The sequence below is a fragment of the Kitasatospora sp. NPDC001547 genome, from assembly GCF_042894165.1.
Taxonomy (GTDB): Bacteria; Actinomycetota; Actinomycetes; order Streptomycetales; family Streptomycetaceae; genus Kitasatospora.
Genome location: NZ_JBIAVL010000030.1, coordinates 53,432 through 74,039 on the forward strand (window position 1 = coordinate 53,432; position 20,608 = coordinate 74,039).

The following is a 20,608-nucleotide window of genomic DNA, read 5'->3' on the forward strand; positions in this document are numbered from 1 at the left end:
TCAGTCCCGGTGCCGGGGCGCGCGGTCGGCGCAGACGGGCGCGGACGGCGCTGTGGGAAGGGGGACCACCTCGGTCCACACCCGGTGCTCGACGATGCCGAGCGGACCCAGCCCGGTGAGTACCTGTAGGACCGCGTCCAGCAGCGCGGTGTCCATGTCGTCCCCGTTCGCCGTGCCGACGGCAGGAGCGGCCGGGATCAGGCCGACGGTTGCGGCGGCGGCGAGTTCCGCCGGCAGCAGGTCGCCGAGCCCGCGGACCCGGCGCACCCGCGCGCCCGTCGGCAGGGTGGCGGCATCCACCCGGGCCTCTCCGAGCAGCAGGGTCAGGTCGCTCGCCGCGGCGACCGCCCGGTGCGCCCAGCGGGTCGCGGAAGCCCGGTGGCACCACTGGTCGGGGTGCTGGCCGCGCAGTTCGGGGAACCTGGCCCGCAGCGCGGTCAGCAGAGGGGTGACGTCGTCGACGACGGCGCAGGGCCGGACCACGAACGCGGGCCGGACGCCGACGGGCAGCACGAGCCGTTCGACGTCCTCGACCCGGGCCAGTTCGAGCACACGGCCGTCCGGGGCCCAGGGCCGGGAGCGGCCCGGGCCGACCAGCAGGACGGCGTCGCCCTCGTCGAGGTAGCGGCGGACCGCGGCCCCGGCGAGGGCGGGCGCGGGGCAGGGCGTCGCTGCGCCGGGGTGGGCGGGCGGTGCGGAGCCGTCGCGCGGGACGGGTAGCTCGACGACTGCGTAAGGGCTGTCGGGGCAGGGCCGGGGCGGGCGGGCCACCATCGCGCGCCGGGTCCTGAGCGCTGCGGACCAGGACCGGACCAGGGCCTGCGCCGCCCCGGTCCGGCAGGAGCCGCCGACGACCGCGATCCCGGTCGCGTCGCCGTCGCCGTCCAGGTACGTCGTGCTCACCAGCACCCCGGACCGGCCCGGGCCGGCCGACCCGACGGGAACCGGGCCGAGGTCCCGAACCGCCAGGGGGAGTCCGTCCTCCGTCGGCACCGCGGCGACCAGCGGGGCGGCCGGGCAGCGCACTGGGCCGCGGACGGGATGGACGAAGCCGCTGACCGCGTAGAGGTCCTCGTCCCCGAGCCCTGGCAGCGCGAAGACTTCCGAAAGCCGTGTCCTGTTCATGGGTTCCTGCTTCTTGCCGATTCTTCGATGTGTCAGTTCCGCTGCGCTCAGGCGTCTTTGCGCCGTGGCGGGGCGAGGAGGCGGACGAGGACGGTGTCCAGGTCGAGGTGCAGGTGCTCGGCGCCGACGGGGACCAGTGCGTAGGCGTCGGCGAGGAAGGCGCCGAGGTCGTCTGTGGGGACGACGACGGAAGTGGAGCCGTGGGCGCCGTGCAGGCGAACGATCACGGTGCCGCTCTTGCCGGGGGCGATGGTGACGTCGCCGAGGCCGGCCTCCTGGTGGCGGCCGATCTCCAGCAAGCCCCGGCAGAAGTACCGCTCCACGAAACCGTCGTCGAAGGGGAAGGTCAGGCACACCGCGAACGGGTCCTGGCTGGCGTAGCGCAGCAGCGCGTCCACCTCCAGGTCCGGGGAAGGGCTCTCCGGGAACCTGACCCGCACCGCTCTCACCGTCCAACCGCCCACCACGCCACCCCTTCCGAGCCGATCCGCGCACCAGCCGGCCGCACAGCACTCGCACGGCCGGTGGGAGCCGACCACGCTACGCCCGCCCCGGCCACGTCCGGCCGAGGGCGGGCCGCGGGTGCGCGCTGGTCGGCGAGATGTTGACGCGCAGGTCGGCTTCGGCCCGTAGGGGACGGCGCCGCTGCCGGCTCCACTGGCAGGGCGTACACGATCGGGTGGCGTCGGGTTCGAAGGTGACCGCGCTTGGAGGGGACCTCGCGGCCGAGCAGGTCGCAGCCCGGCCCGACCGGAGCCGACCAGGGCCCGCCCTTCTCCGGTCCGCGGTTGTTCCCGGGCGCGGTGGGGCGACCTCGCTGCAAGCGCGTCCCTCTTCCGCCCGGACCGGGGCTCGGCCGGGTGCGCACGGCGCCACGTGCGGGCAGGCCGGGCGCGAGGCTGCGGCACGTCGGGATCGGTCGCCCCTCGTTCCGGCGGCGGCAGGGGCGCGGGGGAGAGCAGGTGCGCCCGTACGGGCGTGCGCATGGCGTGCGGCGTGCGGCACCGGGATCGCAGGGGGAGGGAGGCGGGCCCTCCCACTGGCCCTCCCGAGCAACCCCAGCCCCAGCAGTCGCACCATGGGCCCTGTCGGTCTCATGGGTCACACGGGTGGCCCGCTCCTGGGCCCGCGGTTTCAGCGCGTGCCGGGTTTCACCGCAGACATCTTTCCGGAGGTATGAAAAAAGATCCCTCCGAGGCTTTAATCGGATCAGGTGGGGAACGCGCGGAGCGGTCTCGCCCCATGGGGAGCGAAACAGGACGAGTTGCCGCCGATCCGAAGTTCCGGCGGGCCGACACCTCGAATGCCCCCGGCTGAATTCACCGGATTGATCACCCATCGCGGATCGACCGGCGTATTCGGGCCCCGTGTCGGTGGTGGCTGTTTTCCGTGGCCCCCGGACATGGAGATCCATCCTCGGAAAGCAAGGAGAGTGATCAACCGTTGTACGGATTCCACCACCGCGCCGTGATCGGCGTACGGAGCGGACCGGGGGCGGCCCCGCCCTGACCGGGCACCTCGCCGTCCTGCGGGTCCGGCGGCCCGGCGGAGCATCGCCGGGCCAGGGTGCGAAACGGGCCTCACCGGCACCCCTGCTCGTAGTGGCAGACGTGCCGGGTGCCCACTCCGGAGCCAGTGCCTGAGCGCTTTTCGGGACAGCAGTCTCGACGAAGAGCGGTAGTGCCCTCTGCCCCTGCGCGAGGCGGGCCTGCCGCTGGGCGCGGCAGTCGGTGTGGACGGCGACGCTCGACGGCCTTCGACCAGCCGCCGCCGGATCGCCACGGGCCCGCGGGTCGTCGGTGAATGAATGGCATCAGTTCGCCTGCATCTTTCCCGTGGTGCGTCCCGTGCGTCGGCGACAGACACCCGACCGATCTGATCGGCTGGCTGGTCCGGCATTCCTTCCCGAGCCGTGCTCGTACGGTAAGGCGCCGCAGGGCGGGAAACCGGCGTATTTGATTGACCGGCCGATCGTGGCGAAGCGTGGTCGGCGGTATTTCCGGCTCATGGCGTGCGCGGTCGAAAAATCTCCCCGCCCTTCGCTGAAATGAAAAGCTGAACGAGAACGTCTGGAGTTGACCATGGAAGCAAAGGTGACGGGCCGCGAGGTGGAAGCCATCGCCGTCGTCGGGGCCGCCTGCCGGTTCCCGGGCCGGGCGGCAACGCTCGACGGGTACTGGAAGCTGCTGCTGGAGGGCGGCGAGAGCGTGGGCCCGGTTCCGGAGGAGCGGTGGGCCGACTACGCGGGCCGCGGCCCGGCGCAGGACCGGGTGCTGGCCTCGGCCACGCGGTCGGGATCGTTCCTCGCCGGGGACATCTACGGCTTCGACGCGCCGTTCTTCGGGATCGCCCCGCGTGAGGCGAGGTTGATGGACCCCCAGCAGCGGATGGCCCTGGAGGTGGCGTGGCAGGCGCTGGAGCACGCCGGGATCGATCCGCAAGCGCTGGCGGGCGGGGACGCCGGGGTGTTCATGGGGGTCGGGTCGGACGACTACGGGCGGCCCCTGCTGGAGGACCTGGCCGGGATCGAGGCGTGGACCGGGATCGGTGCGTCGCTGTGCGGGGTGGCGAACCGGATCTCGCACACCCTGGACCTCCGCGGTCCGAGCATGGCCGTCGACACCGCCTGCTCCTCGTCGCTGGTCGCGCTCCACCAGGCGTGCCTGAGCCTGCGGGCAGGCGAGTGCCCCCTGGCGCTGGCCGGCGGCGTGATGCTGATGACGGGACCGGGGTTGACCGTGGTGCTGGACCGGGCCGGCGCGCTGGCCCCCGACGGTCGTTCCAAGCCCTTCGACGCCGCCGCGGACGGCTACGGGCGCGGCGAGGGGTGCGGGGTCGTGGTCCTGAAGAGGCTGTCCGACGCGGTGCGGGACCGCGACGAGGTCCTCGCGCTGATCAGGGGTAGCGCCGTCCACCAGGACGGCCGCACCGAGGGCATCATGGCGCCCAGCGGGTCCGCGCAGGAGCACCTGCTGCGCCGCGCCTACGCCGCGGCCGGGGTGGACCCGGCGGAGGTGGACTACGTCGAGGCGCACGGAACGGGCACCCGCGCGGGAGACCCGCTCGAAGCAAGGGCGCTCGCAGCGGTGCTGGGGCCGGGTCGGGCCGGGAGCGGGCCCTGCCTGGTCGGTGCGGTGAAGGGCAACATCGGACACCTGGAGGCCGCGGCCGGGATAGCCGGGCTGATCAAGGCCGTGCTGGTCCTGCGGAACCGGACGGTCCCGCCCAACCAGGTGTTCTCCGGCCCGACGGACGCCATCGACTGGGAGGCATCGGGCCTGCGGCTGGTCACGGGGCGCACGGCGCTGGCGCCGCGCGACGGACGGCCGCTGCGGGCCGGCGTGGCGTCGTACGGCTACGGCGGCACCATCGCCCACGTAGTGCTGGAGGAAGCGCCCCACCGGCGGGCCGCCGCACCGGACGGCCCGGCCGCACCGGCGGCGCAGGAGCCGCGCGTGTACCCGCTGTCAGCGGGCAGCCCCGCCGCGCTGCAGGTCCACGCGCGTGAACTCGCCGAGGCGCTGTCACGGCCCACGGCGGAACTCGCGGACATCGGCCACACCATGGCGCTGCGCCGCGCCCACCTCCCCTGTCGCGCGGCCGTCGTGGCCGACGACCGGGCCACCCTGGTCGCCGGTCTGCGCGCAGTCGCCGATCCGGACGGCCCCGGCACACCGGGCGCGGTCATCGCGGACGCGCCCGCCGCGCAGGCGCAGGACGCGGTCTGGGTGTTCTCCGGGCACGGCTCGCAGTGGGTCGGGATGGGCCGGGAACTCCTCGTCCAGGAGCCCGTGTTCGCCCGTACCATCGACCGGCTCGGCCCCTGGTACCAGGAGGAGATCGGCTTCACCCCCCGCCAGGTCATCGAGGACGGATCCCTGGACGGCGTGGACCGGATCCAGGCCACCCTGGTCGCGGTGCAGCTGGGACTCGCGGAGCTGTGGCGCTGGTACGGGCTGCGGCCGGGGGCGGTGATCGGCCACTCCGTGGGGGAGATCTCCGCCGCGGTAGTCGCCGGCGTGCTGACCGAGGAGGAGGGGGCCCGCCTCGTCTGCCGCCGCTCAGCCCTGCTGCGGGCCTTCGACGGCCTGGGTGCCATGGCGATGGTCACCCTGCCGTCCGAGGAGGTCGCGCGCGACCTGAAGGGGTGCGAGGACATCTCCTGCGCGGTCGAGGCGTCTCCCACCACGACCGTGGTGTCCGGAACGGCCGAGGCCGTAGAACGCTGGTGCGGGCAGTGGGAGCGGGCCGGACACGGAGTACGGCCGGTCAAGTCGACCGTGGCCTTCCACAGCCCGCAGATGGAGGTGCCCGCCCGGCGGCTCGAACAGGCCCTGACCGACCTGAGCCCGCGCGCACCGCGCCTGCCGCTGTACGCGACGGCCTGCGACGACCCCCGCTCGGCCCCGCCCCGGGACAGCGCCTACTGGGCGCGGAACCTGCGCGAGCCGGTGCGCTTCGCCGGGGCGGTCCGGGCAGCGGCGGAGGACGGTCACCGCACCTTCCTGGAGGTCTCGCCGCACCCGGTGGTGGCCGGATCCATCACGGAGACCGCCCCCGTCGACGGCACCGTCGTCCTGCCCACGCTACGCCGCGGGCGCGGCGAACGCGCCGTCCTCCTCTCCTCGCTGGCCGCCCTGTACTGCCAGGGCGCGCGGGTGGACTGGGAACGCCTGCACCCGCACAGCCGACTCACCCGGCTCCCGGGCACGGTCTGGGAGCGCGCACACCACCGCGCCGGACCTTCCGCCGCACCGGAGCGGTCCTGCGCGCGGTACCACGACCCGCAGGCGCACACGCTGCTGGGCGAGGTGACGGCCGTTCACCACCCGCCGCTACGGCTGTGGCGCACCGTACTGGAGCGGGACAGCCGCCCCTATCCCGGGGCGCACCCCGTGGCGGGCACCGAGATCGTCCCGGCGGCCGTGCTGCTGCACACCTTCGCCCACGCGGCCCGGGAACTGGGCGACGGCGATGCGTTCCCCGACCTGATCGACGTCGACCTGCGCATCCCCGTCGCCGTGCCCCACGAGGGTGCCCGCGAACTGCAGGTGCTGGGGCAGGCCGGAAGGCTGACCCTCTCCTCGCGCCTGCTCGACGACTCCGGCCAGGCCGATACGGAGGCCTGGCAGCACCACTGCTCCGCCACAGTGGCCACCACGTCCGCCAACGCGTCCACGGCGGCGTCCGGCACGCGGGACTGCGCGGCCCCGGCCCTGCCCGCGGTCCCGGCAAACCAGGCCCTGCCCCGTGACTGGGTGGTACGGCAACTGTCCGACCTCGGCGTCGCCGCCATGGGTTTCCCTTGGCACATCATCTCCCTGCACCGAGGCGAAGGGGTGCTGCTGGCCCGCGCCCGGGCCGTGCCGGAGGGGGACGAGTTCCCGGCGAGCTGGGCCAGCCTGCTCGACGCGGCCCTGTCGCTGGCGTCCCTGGTCTTCGGCGGCGCGCCGCTGCTGCGGATGCCCGCGCACCTGGACCGGCTGTCCCTGACCGCCCCCGCCCCGACGGAGGCACGGATCGAAGTCCACCGGCGGCCGGACAGCCCCGACACCGCCGACGTCCGGCTGACCGGCACCGACGGACCGGCCTCGGCCGAACTGCACGGCCTGCGCTACGCCCCGCTGGAGGACCCCGAGCAGGACGCCGCCACCTTGGTGGCCGCCGACGTCGGCTGGCTCCCCGTGAACGTGCCGGCCGCCCCCGTCCCGCCCCGCGTTTCCCGTGTCCTGCTCGTCGGTGACCGGCAGCTGGAGGACGAACTGCGGCACCACTGGTCGCCGACCGAGGCCCTCCTGGAAACGAGCACGGACCTCCGGCCGGAGCAGTCGGCCCGCGCCGACCACGTCCTCGTCGCCTGCACCGTGGACGGCCTGCCGACGGCCCAGGCGGCCCATGAAGCCGCGGCAGCCTTCTCCCGGCACCTGCGCGCCCTCCTGGGTCCCGGCCAGCCGCCCGGCGGGCCCCGGATCTGGTGCCTGACCCGCGGGGTCCGCGAGGCCGAGGGATCGGCCGCGCTGGCCCGGTCGCCGCTGTGGGGGATGAGCCGGGTCGCGGCAGGTGAGCACCCCGACAGGTGGGGCGGCACCATCGACCTGCCCGCCAGCGCCCTCACCGATGCCGACGCGTCCACGGTGCTGCGCCTCCTGACGGCGCGGCCCACCGAGGACATCCTCTGCCTCCGGGAGGGCGGCGTGCAGGCGCGGCGCCTGCTCCCCAGCGGCAGGTCCGCCCGACCCCGCCCGGCAGCCTGCCAGTCCGACGCCACCTACGCCGTCACCGGCGGGCTCGGAGCCCTGGGCCTGCTGACCGCCGCGACCCTGACAGCCCAGGGCGCCCGCCGTCTGCTCCTGCTGTCCCGCTCCGGCCTGCCGCCCCGCGACACCTGGGACCGCGCCGAACCGGGCTCGCCGCTCCAGCGGCGGATCCGCGCCGTGCGGGCCCTGGAGGCCGAGGGGGCGACCGTCCTGGCCCCGGCCGTCGACGTCGCCGACGAGACAGCCCTGCAGCGACTGCTGCGGAGACTGGAGCTCCCCCCGGTCCGGGGCGTGGTGCACGCCGCCGGAACCGTCGAGAGCGCCATGCTGCAGCACCTCGACGAAGCTGCGCTCGGTCGCGTCATGCGGCCCAAGGTGGACGGGGCCCTCGCCCTGCACCGCCTCTTCCCGCCCGGGGAGCTGGACTTCATGGTCTTCTACTCCTCCCTGGGACCGCTGCTCGGCCTGCCCGGGCAGGGCTCCTACGCCGCAGCCAACTCCTTCCTGGACGCCCTGGCCCGGCACCGCAACACCGGCGGCCACCACGAGACGGTCAGCGTCGCGTGGACCAGCTGGCGCGGCCAGGGCATGTCCACCTCCGCGGCGGCCACCGACGCCGAACTCGCCGCCCGCGGCACCGCCGACATCACCGCCGCCCAGGCCCTGCGCCACCTGCCGCACCTGCTCAGCGCGCCCACCGTCCCCGCCGCCGCGGACTTCGCGGTGCTGGCGCTGAAGCCCCAGGCCGCCGACCTCCGCCCGCCCCTGCTCGGCGCCCTCCCCCTGCCCACCGACGACCTGCAGGCCCCCGCGCCGCAGGCCGATCCCCTCGCCGGACTCGACGGCGCGGAACTGGAGCACGCGATCACGGCCGAAGTCCGGCGGGCGGCCGCCCGCGTCCTCGGCGGCGAACCGGACGCCCTCCCGGACAACCGCCCCCTGTCCCAGCTGGGAATGGACTCCCTCCTCACCGTCCGCTTCCGTGTCCAGCTCGAACAGCGCCTGCACACGCCGATGCCGGCCACCTTGGTCTGGAACCACCCCACCGTCGCCGCCATCGCCCGCTACGCCGCCGGGCAACTCGCCCGCAGCGACTCGAACGCGCCCTGAAGCGCGGCACCCTACCCAGGAGATCGACCATGACCGCACAACCCCCCCAGCAGCGGTACGGCGAGTCCCTCTACGCCAGCGCCAACGCCGACGAGGGCGAACGCCTGGGCTACCTGGCCACCGTCTTCGACCCGGCCAGCCGCGCCGTCCTCACCGGACTGGACATCCCCCCGCACGCGACCTGCCTCGACGTCGGCGCGGGCACCGGCACCATCAGCACCTGGCTGGCCGCAATGCCGGGCGGCCCGTACCAGGTCACCGCTCTCGACCGCGACACCCACTTCCTGCTCCGATCCGCGCCGCCGAACGTACGCGTCCTGCAGGGCGACGTCACCGACCCCGGCCTCGACCCGGGCCGGTTCGACCTGGTCCACTGCCGCTTCACCCTCATGCACCTGCGCGAACGCGACACCGTCCTGCGGCGCCTGGTCTCCTGGCTCAGACCCGGCGGTCTGCTCGTCGTCTCCGACGCCGAGGCCACGGGCGGCGAACACTCCCACCACGACGCCTATCGCACCAGCGTCCAGGCACTGTGGCGGAACCTGGCCGAGACCATCGGCACCGATCCGCACTGCGCCTCTCGATGGCCGGGCGCCTTCCACGACCTCGGACTGCGGGACATCAGGACAGCCGCCCACTTCCCCACCGTCCACACGGAACCCGACTGCAGCCGCTTCACCGCCCTCACCCTCCGCGAGGGCGGACCCGCCATGCTGGCCGACGGCTTCGCCCCGGAGACGCTCCGGGACGCCCTGCGCCACCTCTCCCGGCCCGGCACCCACGAACCGTTCATCACCATGCTCACCACCTGGGGACGCCGCCCCGAGCGCTGACCCCCCGGTTGCCGGAGCCTGCGCCGCAAGCCCCGGCAACCGGAACCGAGTGCCTCCGACCCAACCGCCAGCACACCCTGAAGAGAACTCCCCCATGAACAGGACGCCCCCACCGAGGCAGAACACGCCGCCGCAACCACATGCTCTCGCTGCTCGGCGGCATCCACATCTCCCGCGCCCTGCACGTCGTGGCCGAACTGGGGATCGCCGACCTGCTCGCCGACGGCCCGGTGACCACCCGGGAACTGGCCCGGGCCACCGCCACCCACGAACCCACGCTCCACCGTGTCCTGCGGCTGCCGACCGCCCTGGGGGTGTTCGAGGAGACCGGCTCCCGCGCCTTCGGCACGACCCGTCCTGGGAGAGCGGCTGCGCACCGGGGTGCCGGCCAGCATGCGCTCCTGGGCCACCCTCCCCGAGGTGCTCGGCGGCGTGGCCCCGTTCGCGCCCATCCTGGACACCGTCAAGACCGGCGAACCCGGCTTCGACGCCGCCCTGGGTACGGACCTCTTCTCCTACCTGCGCGACCACCCGGACCACGGGGCCGCCTTCGACGCCGCGATGGCGGAACGCACCGCCGCCTTCGCCCCCTCCGTGGCCGAGGCCGGAGACTTCTCCCGGGCCCGCACCGTCGTCGACGTGGGCGGCGGCAACGGGATGCTGCTGGCACAGATCCTGCGGCAGCACCCCCACCTCGACGGCGTGCTGTTCGACTCCCCCGCCGTCACCTCCCGCCCCAACACGCTGCTCACCGCCCCCGACCTCGCCGGCCGCTGCCGGATCGAGCCGGGCGACTTCTTCGACCGCGTCCCCACGGGGGGCGACGTCTACGTCATGGCCAACATCGTCCACGACTGGGACGACACCCGCGCCGCCACGATCCTGCACGACTGCGCCCGGGCGATGAACGAGGACGGCCGGATCCTGCTCGTGGAACGGATGATCCCCGACAGCCCCGCAGAGGCCGTTCCCGCCCTGGTCAGCGACATCAGCATGCTCGTCCTCACCGGCGGCCGGGAGCGGACCGTCACCGAATACGCAGCCCTCCTGGACGCCGCCGGCCTCACCCTGCGCAGCGTCCGCCCCGTCTCCTTCCCGTACGGCGTCCTCGAAGGCACCCGGTGAAACGCTCCTTCCGCCGGTGGCCGTAGGCATTGTCGGCGTGCAACTTGCCGGGCCTGCGGCGCCAACTCGTCGGCGTCCGCCGCGGCCGCGCGGCGCACCGAGGCGGCAGTGGGCTGGGTTCGGGGTGCGGGCGGGCGGACGGTGGCGTGGGTGGCGGCATGCTCCTGGAGGAGGTGGCGAGTGGAGTCGCGCAGGTGGAGGCGGTGCAGGTCCTCGGGGCTCACCCAGTGGAGCAGGACGCCTTCGCGTAGGTCCGCGTCGTCGGGGTGGCCCTCCCGGCGGGTGGTGAAGATCTGGATGGGGACGGCCAGGCCGTGCCGGTCTGTGGTCCATTCGACGGTCAGCGGCTCGACCGCGCCGAGGCGCAGCCCGGGGGCCTCCTCGGCGAGTTCGCGCCGCAGCGTCGCCTCGATCGTGGCGTCGCCCGCTTCCCGGCCACCGCCCAGCAGACTCCACTCACCAGGCGCCCAGATATGTGCGAAATTGTCCCGCAGGTGCAGCAGGTACTCGCCGCGGCCGTTGTGGATGACGGCGGAGGCGTTCACAGGCTCCGGCCGGCCGGTCAGGCCCGCCGCCGGGAGCTTGGCGCGCAGCTCAGAAGCCGTTGTCTTTCCGAGAGTGATGGCTGCATATCTGCAGTTCAGGCATAGTTTTGGCGTTTCGGCGGCAGGGACGAGGTGTCGTGTCGTCTCTTCGGTGGAGGTGCCGGGATGCCGTCGGTGATGGGGTTGCTGGAGGAGCGCGAACGCGCGGCTCGGCAGCGGGTGGAGGCCCTTCAGGCCGAGCTGCGGGAGGCGGAGTCCGTGTGGGAGCGGCTCGTGATCGCCCGCGAGACGGTGGCCGAGGTCCTGACGGGACCCCGCGGGGGTGACGAAAAGGTGCCGGTCGTGACGGCCACTGAGCGGCCGGCGCGAGTCCCGGCAGCGGCGCCGGGTTCGATGGTGCCGCACTGGCGGGAGGGTCTCGTCCCCGCGGTGCTGGCGCCGGACTATCAGCGGATCATGGATGCTCTCGCCGGCCGCAACGGGTCGTGCGGGGAAGTGATGGACTGTCGGCAACTCGCGGCAGCACTCGGGCTGGAGCCGGTTCCGGCGAAGGTGGAAGGGGTGCGGTCGAAGGCGAAGCGGCTGGCCGCGCGGGGCTGGCTGGCCGAGGAACAGCCCGGGATGTTCAGCGTGCTCGCCGGGCGAGGCGTCGGCTCATGACCATGCTCATCGACCAGCGGATCACCGCCTCCGAGGTGTCGGTGCGGCCCTCGTAGTCGCGGGCGAGTCGGCGTGAGCGCATCAGCCACGCGAACGTCCGCTCGACCAGCCACCTCTTCGGCAGCACGACGAAGCCCGTGGTGTCGTCGCCGCGTTTGACCACGCTCAGCGCGAGGCTCAGGACGTCGCGGGCGAGGTCGACCAGACGTCCGGTGTAGCCGCCGTCGGCCCACACAAGCGTGATGCGCCAGTGCCGTTCGCGTAGCCGGGCCAGCAGCGTCTGGCCGGCCTCGCGGTCGGTGACCGAGGCCGCGGTGACCATCACCGTCAGCAGCAGCCCGAGAGTGTCCACCACGATGTGACGCTTGCGGCCGTTCACCTTCTTCCCTCCGTCGAATCCCCGGGTGGCGGCCGGCACCGACGCGGCGCCCTTCACCGACTGGGCGTCGACGATCCCCGCGGTCGGCTCCGGATCGCGGCCCGCCTCCTCGCGGACCCGGTCCCGCAGCCGGTCGTGGAACTCGGCGACCAGCCCCTTGTCCCGCCAGCGCCCGAAGAAGGCGTAGACGCGGTCCCATGCGGGGAAGTCCGCGGGCATCGCCCGCCAGGTGATGCCACCCGCGACCAGGTAGCGCACAGCATCGACCATCTGCCGGTGGCAGTACCCCTCCGGCTGCCCGCCCCGGCCCTCCAACCATCCCGGAACGGGCATGACGTCGCGCACCACGGCCCACTCCGCGTCGCTCATGTCGGACGGATACCTCGGTCGCCTGTGCGGACGGTCCCCGGCGTTCCCGAACCGATGAGCGAGGCAATCACACCTCAGGGCACCGGAGTTGGACGACACCGGCACGGGCACGAAAGACTGCAGCACCAGGGGCCTCCTGTTGCTCGGTTGGATTCGACACCCACGAGCTGCACGGGAGGCCCCACTCTCATGCGCAGTCGGCCAGAAGATCACCCGACCGAGTCGACGACCTCGAACTCACGCTCACCAAGATCGATAGAGCAACGGCCACTGAAGCTCATCACGCTCGCCGGAGGAACGCTCAACTACACCAAGCGGTCCTACACGACCAGCAGGTGGACCGCCTGGAGCCAGCTCACCCAGACGCTCCAGAACCCGCCGACCGACCAGACCCAGCGCACCTCCACCTACCCCGCCCCCGGCAGCACCCGACCCCACGCCCTCTCCCGCGTCGACATCACCGGCACCGGAGCCCGCACCGACACCTTCACCTACGACGAGGCCGGCAACACCGTCCGCCGCGTCACCGCCGACGGCGACCAAGCCCTCGAATGGGACACCGAGGGCCACCTCGCCAAGTCCACCACCGCGGGCAAGAGCACAACCTTCCTCTACGACGCCGACGGCAACCGCCTCCTGCGCCGTGAACCCGACGCAGTGACCCTCTACCTGGACGGCCAGGAACTCAAGCTCGACAAGACCACCAACAAGGTCACCGGCACCCGCTACATCGCCATCGCCGGCGCCACCATCGTCAAGGCCTCCGACGGCACCCTCAACTACCTCATCCCCGACCAGCAGGGAACCGCCCAACTCACCATCAGCGCCGACAACCTCGCCTACACCCGAGGCGACACCACCCCCTTCGGCACCCCCCGAGGCAAGAAACCGGCCTCCTGGCCCACCGAACGCGGCTTCGTCGGCGGCACCAACGACGCCACCACCGGCCTCACCCACCTCGGAGCCCGCGAGTACGACGCAGCCAACGGCCGCTTCATCTCAGTGGACCCGGTCCTAGACCTCGCAAGTCCGCAACAGATCAACGGCTACGCCTACGGCGACAACGATCCTGTCAACAAGCTGGACCCGTCAGGGCTCAAGCCGGAGGGTTGCGGCACCGAAGGCGCTTGTTATGGATACTCGCCAGGCAATGGCTGTCAGGGCGGCACTTGTGGCGGCAGTGCCAATCTTGAATGGGGTGCCCAGCAGGGGCTGACTCCCAATAATGGCGGCGGATGCAAACCAGGTGACTGCGGGACCCCTAGAGGCGAGCTCAGTTTCTGGGACTGGCAGGTCCTAAAGGGAATTCTTCAGCAGTACTGGGATTACAATAATAAAAATATTTGCCTTGATAGGCGAGGGTGCCACACGCAAGCCGAGTGGCAGCGCGACAATGCGGATCGAGCCGATCACTTCCAGAAGACGACCAACGTTCTCTCAGGAATCGCGCACGGCGTCGAGATGGCAGGCGGATCCGCTGCCGCTGGATTTGGTGGGGCGCTATTCGCGACAGGTGCCGCAGAGTGCGGAACGGGTGTCCTATGCCCGGTAGGTGCGCCCTCCATGGCTGGCGGGGCCGCAATCGCGGTCCCCGGAATAGCGGCAGCTGTAGACGGCGCCCGCGGGCTGGCTGACGATGCAGGGAAGCTGCTCTCCGAATCGGATTCATCTTGGATTCCCGAGAGTGGCAAAACTAGACTCCCCGACGCCTGGGGAAGCGGAACGCCGACCCAGAAGGGCGTCGGGTGGCGCTGGAATGATGGAAAGGGAAACGGCGTTCGCATTGACCAAGGCAACCCGAATAACTCGCAGGACTACCAGCAGATCGATCACGTCGTAGTCAACTACCGCGGTAAGATCATTGGCCGAGACGGGAAGCCGATCGACGGCTCCGTCAAGCAAAATGCATACATGGCCCACATTCCACTCAAGGACTGGCTCACCTGGAAGAATTGGTACTCCCCTGGATAGGCTTCACATCCCATCCGCCGTTCTGAATCTTTGCTAATTTCAGGGTGATTCAACAAGGCGCTTCCCCGTAAATCTATCAAACAGAAGGCAAATGTTTAACATTGGTGCTCGGTCGGGCCTTCTCGGCCGAGCACCCCGCAGGCGAAGTCGCTATTCTCACGCCATTCAAAGGTGACAGACTGAGCGATTTCTCCTCCCATTTGCGCAGTATATTCGTCCCGAGAGGACAAGTCGACGGGCGGAACGTTCAGGCTTCGGGATGTGGAAAGCATTCCACTGGCCGTGCCCTGTATATTTGATCGCGAGTACGGTACTCTGGGATGGTGATTGATCAAGGCATCGCCCTCCCCCACCATCGTCTCCATGTCGTGCCTGCCGTCGTGGCGCTAGCCAGTCCGACGTGGCAGCGAGAGGTGTGGCTCAACCCGGATCATTTCGAAGATCTCGACTACACCGTACACGTGCTCTTTGACGACTTCTGTGATGCGAAAAATCCATTCCCCTGTCTGGGATATAGCCTTCGAACCGTCGAGGAAGCCGAGCTAATGGCACGTCTTGGCGCTGCCTACGGTGTGGTTCAGGACTCGGTTGGTGCTGATGCCTCTGACGATGTCTACCTTGACTCTCCGGACTGGCCAACCGTAGTCGCTGCAGCAGCCCGGTTGGCTCAAGTACTAGTGGCCAATGACCTTACTGCTTTGAAGAATCTGCACGAGGCTGGCCATCGCTGGCCACCCGACACCGTGCAGATTGCATCTGAGGTTGATGGTTAGAATGTCGATTCATGACTGCAACTAGATGAAGATCTTGGTGTGATCCGGGCTGTCGCCGTCAGGCGACAGCCCGGATTTGCCAGGTGGTGCCGTTGTGGGTGAGTCCGAGGTTGATCAGGGTTCGGAGGTTGAGGGCGGCGGCGCGGGTGTGGAGCCAGGCGTTGTTCTTGATGGTTCCTCGATAGCGCAGGCGGCGGTTGCCGTGGCCGACGAGCCAGGCGACGGCGCGTTCGACCGGTGGCCGCCAGCGGCGGTAGGCCTTGTGCCAGGCCGGGTCGGCGGCTTGCCGGCGGGCGGTTCGTTGCAGGTCGTAGCCGGGTTGGATCCGCAGGTTCTTGCCGGTCTTCGAGGTCGTGCAGCGGTCACGCAAGGGGCAGCCGGTGCAGTGGCGGCCGAAGTTCGCCGTGCGGGGCAGCGTGGGGCCGCGGTCCGGTGAGAGCGGGACGGCGTGGCCGGCCGGACAGGCGGCCGTGCCGGTTGCGTCTGCGACAGGGATGAAGCCCTCGGCGGCAGCCGAGGTGAGGGCTGCGGCTGTGATCACGCGCCGGCGGTTGCTCGCCGAAGACGCTCGGCCGGTTCCGGGCCGGGTGAGGTGGGCGCGCGATGGCCTTCGCGCCGGCGGGCCGGGTGGTGCCGACGACCGCCTCGTGGACTCACGGCACCGGGCGCGCCTCCGACCGTTGTGTTTCGGTTTGGTCCGGCTGCGACCGAACGGTGTGCTCGGGCGACCGTTGGGCCTCGCCGAGTGGGGATCGGTCGGTCAAGATGGTTGATCTTCAGTCAGATTTGCTCAACTTCTGCCCGGCCTGCAGAAACGGGGTGTCCAGTCGGTTTCCTGATCTCGAACAGGCCTCGCGGCCCGAACCGAGGGCCGGTCCGGGGCCCCGGGCGGGAGGACGGAAGACCATGGTCGGCATCGACGGCGGCGGTCGCGCTGATGCGCACGATGATGCCCCGAGCCCGCAAGCCCACCAGGACCCTCCCGAGCCGACACCCGATTCCGAGACCGGGGACCTCGCGGCGGACACCATGTTGCCCAACGAACTGGTCGCCCTGATGGTGATGCACGGCGAGGCGTACTGGAAGTACGCGCACCTCCACCTCGGCGACGCCGACGCCGCCGACGGCCTGGTCGACGACGTCTTCGCCGACCTCGCCGCCACGTGGGACACGGTGCTGCGCCAGGAGAACGTCGAGGAGTTCTGCTGGGGCGTGCTGCGGGCGACGGTCGACGACGCGCTCGAGCACCGCGCCCGGCCGTCGGCCTTCACCGAGGCCGCGTTCGCCGTCGCCATGGGCGACGCTCGGGAGGCATTCCAGGCCCTGGAGAGCGGGATCGGACTGTTCGCGGCGATCGGCGACCTGCCGGGAAGGCAGCACGACGGGGTCGTGCTGACCTACGTTCTCGGCTATCCGATCGTCACCGCCGCGCGAATCATGGGTATCACCCGAGGCGGGGTGTACAGCCTGCGCCGCGACGCCCGCCGCCAGCTGGCCGCGGCGCTGGGCCTGGACGAACAGACTGCCGAGGAGGCGGAAGAACAGTGATCGACATCCGCAGCGCCGTCAACACGCAGGCCGACGCCGTCCGCGAGGCCACGGACTCCAGCCGGACCTGGGCGCCGCTCGCGGAAGTCCGCCTGCCCGAGGGCAGGAGCCGGGCCGCCGCCTACCTCGACGACGCGCCGGCCAGGATCGCCGCGCGCCTCGCACGGCGGCCCCCAACACAGCCCGCGCTGTCGGTGGCGGCGCGTCTGGACCGCGCCAGATTCGAGCTGCTGGCGCTGTGCCACCTCGTGGTGGAGGACGCCCGGGCCCCAGGCTGGATCGCCGAGCTGGCCGACACACCGGCGATCGAACTGCACGGCGCGCTCGTGCTCGGCGCGCTGTGCCACCTCGCCGTCCACGAGGGAGACGACGAGGACGGCGCGATCATGCGCCGCTCGCTGGCGGACGGGCCGCGCACGTGGTGGCAGCTGGCCGCCGGCGCCGGGTGCTTCCAAGCCGCCTACGCCCTCGCACTTCTGTCCGCGGGCCGCGGAGACCAAGGGGAGGCGCGGCACTGGCACGACCAGGCCCGCCAGCTCTCCGACCGCCAAGACGTCCGGACGGCGGTGATGGCCGCCTACGAGGGCTTCCAGCCCACCCACGGCCTGTGCTCCAGCATCCGCGAGGCCCTGGCCGGCCTGCCGACGAGCCGCGACCCGGACTTCGGGCGCACCCCCGCGGTCGACCCGGGCCCGCTCGCCGAAGCACTCCACCGCCACCGCACCGGCCCCTGCTGCCGTCCCGCGATGCCGTAGATCACCCGCGGGCCCGAGGTCGGTGGCACGGCCGACCCGACCGGCACCCGCCGCCCGCTACCGTCGTATCTGCGGCCCGCCACCACGGCGGCCGCCATCACCGAGGAGGCCCCGGTGACCACCCAGCCCGCCCACGACAGCCCCGTCCCGGCCAGGCCGGCCACCCTGCACGAGGTGCGCACCACGCTGTCCCGCTACGGCCTGCCCGGCAACCGCGAGGCCTTCGAGCAGGCCCTGGCCGACGCCCTCGACGCCTCCCCGACCGGCGACCTCGCCGCAGTCGCCGAGGTGATCTCCACCTACCGCCACCGCCTCGTCTTGCGCACCAGCCCCGAGGCCATGGCCTCGCTCGCCGCACCGATCGGCAGCCAGCACTGGACCCCGGCCACCGAGTCCTTCGCCCGGCTCCGCGCCGCCGTGACCTGGGTGATCGCCGGACCCTGACCCCATCGCAGCAGCGCCCCGGAGATGGCCGGGCCCCTCACGCTCGTCGACGTGAGGGGCCCGGCCATCAGCGTACGGCCGGCGCTCCGGCCATCGTTTGGGTTTCTTCCTGCCCCAGGCGGGGAGTTCCGCGTAGCGTGACCGACGGACCGGACACACCGGCCGCTACCGGAAGGGGAGTTCGTGCAAGCGGGGACCGTGCTGGACGGGCGCTACAAGCTCGTCGAGCGGATCGGAGCGGGCGGCTTCGGCCAGGTCTGGGAGGCCTACGACCCGAAGGTCGACCGCTGGGTCGCGGTCAAGGTCCTCACCGCGGACGGCAGCCCCGACGGCAGCCGCCAGGTCGCCCGGTTCGCCCGCGAGGCCGCGGTCGCCGGCGGCCTGTCCCACCCGAGCATCGTCACCGTCCACGACTTCGGCTCCACCGTCCACGACGACCGCCAGGTGGCCTACCTGGTGATGGAACTGATCGACGGCGATCCGCTCTCCACCGTGCTGCAGGACGGACCGCTCGGCCGGGCCGAGGCCCTGGACATCGCCTACTGTGTCGCCGACGCCCTGGCCGCCGCCCACGACGCCGGCCTGGTCCACCGCGACATCAAGCCCGCCAACATCGTGGTCCTCGACGACGAGTCCGCCGCCTCCACCGCGAAGGTCGTCGACTTCGGCATTACCAAGAGCTCCGAGCCCAAGCACGACATCACCACCACCGGCGTCCTCATCGGCACCCCGGCCTACATGGCCCCCGAGGCGTTCAGCGGCGAGCTCGACCACCGCTCCGACCTGTACGCGCTCGGCTGCGTCCTCCACGAAGCCCTCACCGGGGCACCCCCGTTCACCGGCGCCACCCTCTGGAACCTTGCCCACCAACACGCCACCCAGCCACCCCCAGACCTGCGCGCCCTGCGCCCCGACGTCTACCCCGAACTCGAGGACCTGGTCGCCCGCCTGCTCGCCAAGAACCCCGACGACCGTCCCCAGGACGCCGACCAGGCCCGCACCGCCCTCAACGAGATCGGCGAGCGCTACTACGGCCGCCATGCGCCCCGGCGCGGCAAGGACTACAACACCGACGTCACGCTCAGCCGGGAGGAAGCCCGGCACGGCGCCACCGTGCCGCTGCGGCAGAACGCCCGGAGCACCTGTCCTGACTGCGCCGGCGACCCCCGCCGCCAGGACAACGGCTGGTGCTCGCTGTGCCGCGGGACCGGCCTCGTGCCCAAGCGCGTCCAGGAGCACCAGGTCCGCTTCCCGGCCGGCCTTCGTGAAGGACAGTGCGTCCGGCTCCGCGGCCTGGGCGAGCGCGGCACCAACGGCGGCGAGAACGGCGACCTCTACGTCACCGTGCACATCGTGCACTGACCGGCCGCCGGCCAGCTCCTGGGTCGGTCGGCCCCTCGATCTTCCCGGTCCCATGGGTGACGGGCGTGCCCTGCCGCCCGTGCCGGGGCGGGGCTCGTACGTCGACGCTCAGGCCAGCCTGCCCACCGGCCTGAGCGACCTGGACGTCCTGACCAGCGGCCTGCCCCCCCCCCGGCCAGATGCCTGCCTCATCGGTGCCAGCCCAGCCCCACTTCGCCTGGGATACCTTTCCGAAGGACGAATCCGCAGGTGAAGGGGAACGAGAATGCCGGTGTTCCGGACGGGAAGCGGGCGTGAGGTCATCGCCGACGCGGCGGTGCTGCTGGATAAGAAGCTGACACCGCAGGCACGCCTCACGTACGCAGTCGTCCTCGCTCAGGCCACCGCCGACTCCGAGCACACCTGGGACGACCTGGCTGCCCTGGTCGGCGTCGCCAACGAGCATCTGGAAGATCTGGCCGAGGAACTCGCCGCCGCCGGCGCGGTCGACTTCCTCGTCCACGGCGCGAGCAAGCACCGCACCATAACCCCGCACCACTTCCGCCAAGACCGGCGATGGCAGTCCTGCACCCGCTGTGCCACATGCGGCGCCTGCGCCTGCTACACCCATCCCGAGAACGAGTGCAGCCGCTGCCGACACCGTGCCTACGAGCTGCGCACCGCCGAGGAGGACATCGCCCGTTGGCGCGCCGAACGGGACGCCGGCGCCATCTACGCCATCCCCACTAACGGCACGCGCCTGCACCGCTGGGACTGCCCCACCCTCCAAGGCCCCGAAGCCCGCCTCGCCACCCTCCAGGAACAGCTGGCCACCGACCCCGACACGGCCAGCTGGGAACGGCTACCGAAACTGCTGACCACCGAGCAACTGCGCGCCCGTGGTTCCGGACGCCGACGCTGCGCCACCTGTGGCCCGGACCCGGTCGTCTGAGCCATCGACCCCGCGGTGCTGCGTCGGTAGTCCCACGCCCACACCACCGAGACCGCGCTCGCCGGACTCCTGCTCTCCGGCTTCGACGAGGTCTCCACCGAGCAGCGCGAAGGCCTCGCGAAGCTCGTCGGCAACCAGCTGGGCGTGGGTACCCGAGCCGGGCACCTGTGGATCACCGCCGTCGAGCAAGCCGCGCTGGCGGCCATCGTCGCCGCCCAGCTCCCCAAGAACACCGAAGCGCTCGAGGACTTCCGCAACGGCTGGCGCCTGGACTGAATTCGCCCAGTGGTGGGCCGGCCCCCGCCGGGGCCCCCCCCCCCCGCCCCCCCGTTTTTTAAAAGGAGAATTGCGGGTGGGTGTTGACGAGCAAATACAACAAGGCGTTGTTGAAGAGGGAGGGTTGTGTGTGAAGTTGTTTTGT

At 71.7% G+C, this 20,608-nt stretch carries 16 protein-coding genes and 1 pseudogene; 12 read left to right on the plus strand and 5 right to left on the minus strand.

Annotation, left to right across the window (positions count from 1 at the left end; genetic code table 11):
• Entirely contained in the window at positions 1 to 1,125 is a 1,125-nt protein-coding gene (locus ACFY0X_RS33350; RefSeq protein WP_387760213.1) for a hypothetical protein, read from the minus strand.
• Positions 1,126 to 1,172: 47 nt separating this feature from the next.
• Positions 1,173 to 1,565, minus strand: coding sequence for an SsgA family sporulation/cell division regulator (locus ACFY0X_RS33355; protein ID WP_285739358.1), 393 nt, complete (start codon positions 1,563 to 1,565; stop codon positions 1,173 to 1,175).
• A 1,641-nt stretch (positions 1,566 to 3,206) separates the two neighbouring features.
• Here ACFY0X_RS33355 and ACFY0X_RS33360 point away from each other — a divergent pair.
• From ACFY0X_RS33360 to ACFY0X_RS33370, 3 genes are all read left to right on the plus strand, one after another.
• Entirely contained in the window at positions 3,207 to 8,492 is a 5,286-nt protein-coding gene (locus tag ACFY0X_RS33360; RefSeq protein WP_285739379.1) for a type I polyketide synthase, read from the plus strand.
• A gap of 29 nt (positions 8,493 to 8,521) precedes the next feature.
• Positions 8,522 to 9,325, plus strand: a complete 804-nt coding sequence (locus ACFY0X_RS33365; RefSeq protein ID WP_285739359.1) for a class I SAM-dependent methyltransferase — start codon at positions 8,522 to 8,524, stop codon at positions 9,323 to 9,325.
• Positions 9,326 to 9,718: 393 nt separating this feature from the next.
• A complete protein-coding gene (locus ACFY0X_RS33370; protein ID WP_285739360.1) occupies positions 9,719 to 10,450 on the plus strand; it encodes a methyltransferase in 732 nt (243 codons plus the stop codon).
• Between the two features lie 185 nt (positions 10,451 to 10,635).
• On the opposite strand, the pseudogene ACFY0X_RS33375 reads toward ACFY0X_RS33370, so the two are convergent.
• A pseudogene (locus ACFY0X_RS33375) lies at positions 10,636 to 10,995 on the minus strand (NUDIX domain-containing protein); the annotation flags it as partial.
• Positions 10,996 to 11,160: 165 nt separating this feature from the next.
• Here ACFY0X_RS33375 and ACFY0X_RS33380 point away from each other — a divergent pair.
• The gene (locus ACFY0X_RS33380) at positions 11,161 to 11,655 is read left to right on the plus strand and encodes a hypothetical protein (protein WP_387760215.1); all 495 of its coding nucleotides are present in this window, start codon (positions 11,161 to 11,163) and stop codon (positions 11,653 to 11,655) included.
• Here the strand turns inward: ACFY0X_RS33380 and ACFY0X_RS33385 are convergent.
• Positions 11,621 to 12,403: an IS5 family transposase gene (locus ACFY0X_RS33385; RefSeq protein ID WP_285739362.1), complete on the minus strand. Its 783-nt coding sequence runs from the start codon at positions 12,401 to 12,403 to the stop codon at positions 11,621 to 11,623. The genes ACFY0X_RS33380 and ACFY0X_RS33385 overlap by 35 nt on opposite strands.
• Before the next feature lie 189 nt (positions 12,404 to 12,592).
• Here ACFY0X_RS33385 and ACFY0X_RS33390 point away from each other — a divergent pair, with 189 nt between their 5' ends.
• Together ACFY0X_RS33390 and ACFY0X_RS33395 are read left to right on the plus strand one after the other, a co-directional pair.
• Positions 12,593 to 14,374, plus strand: coding sequence for an RHS repeat domain-containing protein (locus ACFY0X_RS33390; protein WP_387760217.1), 1,782 nt, complete (start codon positions 12,593 to 12,595; stop codon positions 14,372 to 14,374).
• A 320-nt stretch (positions 14,375 to 14,694) separates the two neighbouring features.
• Positions 14,695 to 15,147 (plus strand): hypothetical protein, encoded by a 453-nt coding sequence (locus tag ACFY0X_RS33395; RefSeq protein WP_387760219.1) that lies wholly within the window; start codon positions 14,695 to 14,697, stop codon positions 15,145 to 15,147.
• A gap of 58 nt (positions 15,148 to 15,205) precedes the next feature.
• Here ACFY0X_RS33395 and ACFY0X_RS33400 read toward each other — a convergent pair whose 3' ends face one another.
• Positions 15,206 to 15,688, minus strand: a complete 483-nt coding sequence (locus ACFY0X_RS33400) for a transposase (RefSeq protein ID WP_387760220.1) — start codon at positions 15,686 to 15,688, stop codon at positions 15,206 to 15,208.
• 365 nt (positions 15,689 to 16,053) lie between these two features.
• On the opposite strand from ACFY0X_RS33400, the gene ACFY0X_RS33405 reads away from it, so the two are divergent.
• From ACFY0X_RS33405 to ACFY0X_RS33430, 6 genes are all read left to right on the plus strand, one after another.
• A complete protein-coding gene (locus tag ACFY0X_RS33405) occupies positions 16,054 to 16,695 on the plus strand; it encodes an RNA polymerase sigma factor (RefSeq protein WP_387760221.1) in 642 nt (213 codons plus the stop codon).
• Positions 16,692 to 17,450: a hypothetical protein gene (locus ACFY0X_RS33410; protein WP_387760222.1), complete on the plus strand. Its 759-nt coding sequence runs from the start codon at positions 16,692 to 16,694 to the stop codon at positions 17,448 to 17,450. The genes ACFY0X_RS33405 and ACFY0X_RS33410 overlap by 4 nt, the downstream gene beginning before the upstream one ends.
• A gap of 114 nt (positions 17,451 to 17,564) precedes the next feature.
• Complete coding sequence (locus tag ACFY0X_RS33415; protein WP_387760223.1) at positions 17,565 to 17,894, plus strand: DUF6247 family protein; 330 nt, start codon at positions 17,565 to 17,567, stop codon at positions 17,892 to 17,894.
• Between the two features lie 183 nt (positions 17,895 to 18,077).
• Positions 18,078 to 19,256 (plus strand): protein kinase, encoded by a 1,179-nt coding sequence (locus ACFY0X_RS33420; protein ID WP_387760224.1) that lies wholly within the window; start codon positions 18,078 to 18,080, stop codon positions 19,254 to 19,256.
• A 265-nt stretch (positions 19,257 to 19,521) separates the two neighbouring features.
• Positions 19,522 to 20,187, plus strand: coding sequence for a hypothetical protein (locus tag ACFY0X_RS33425; protein ID WP_387760225.1), 666 nt, complete (start codon positions 19,522 to 19,524; stop codon positions 20,185 to 20,187).
• Positions 20,188 to 20,331: 144 nt separating this feature from the next.
• The gene (locus ACFY0X_RS33430) at positions 20,332 to 20,463 is read left to right on the plus strand and encodes a hypothetical protein (RefSeq protein ID WP_387760227.1); all 132 of its coding nucleotides are present in this window, start codon (positions 20,332 to 20,334) and stop codon (positions 20,461 to 20,463) included.
• Positions 20,464 to 20,608: the final 145 nt, after the last annotated feature.

Coding starts and splice junctions, on each gene's coding strand:
- ACFY0X_RS33365 (WP_285739359.1), top strand. CDS start 8,522: ATGACCGCACAACCCCCCCAGCAGCGGTACGGCGAGTCCCTCTACGCC.
- ACFY0X_RS33390 (WP_387760217.1), top strand. CDS start 12,593: ATGCGCAGTCGGCCAGAAGATCACCCGACCGAGTCGACGACCTCGAAC.
- ACFY0X_RS33380 (WP_387760215.1), top strand. CDS start 11,161: ATGCCGTCGGTGATGGGGTTGCTGGAGGAGCGCGAACGCGCGGCTCGG.
- ACFY0X_RS33350 (WP_387760213.1), bottom strand. CDS start 1,125: ATGAACAGGACACGGCTTTCGGAAGTCTTCGCGCTGCCAGGGCTCGGG.
- ACFY0X_RS33405 (WP_387760221.1), top strand. CDS start 16,054: ATGGTCGGCATCGACGGCGGCGGTCGCGCTGATGCGCACGATGATGCC.
- ACFY0X_RS33370 (WP_285739360.1), top strand. CDS start 9,719: ATGCGCTCCTGGGCCACCCTCCCCGAGGTGCTCGGCGGCGTGGCCCCG.
- ACFY0X_RS33395 (WP_387760219.1), top strand. CDS start 14,695: ATGGTGATTGATCAAGGCATCGCCCTCCCCCACCATCGTCTCCATGTC.
- ACFY0X_RS33385 (WP_285739362.1), bottom strand. CDS start 12,403: ATGAGCGACGCGGAGTGGGCCGTGGTGCGCGACGTCATGCCCGTTCCG.
- ACFY0X_RS33360 (WP_285739379.1), top strand. CDS start 3,207: ATGGAAGCAAAGGTGACGGGCCGCGAGGTGGAAGCCATCGCCGTCGTC.
- ACFY0X_RS33425 (WP_387760225.1), top strand. CDS start 19,522: ATGCCGGTGTTCCGGACGGGAAGCGGGCGTGAGGTCATCGCCGACGCG.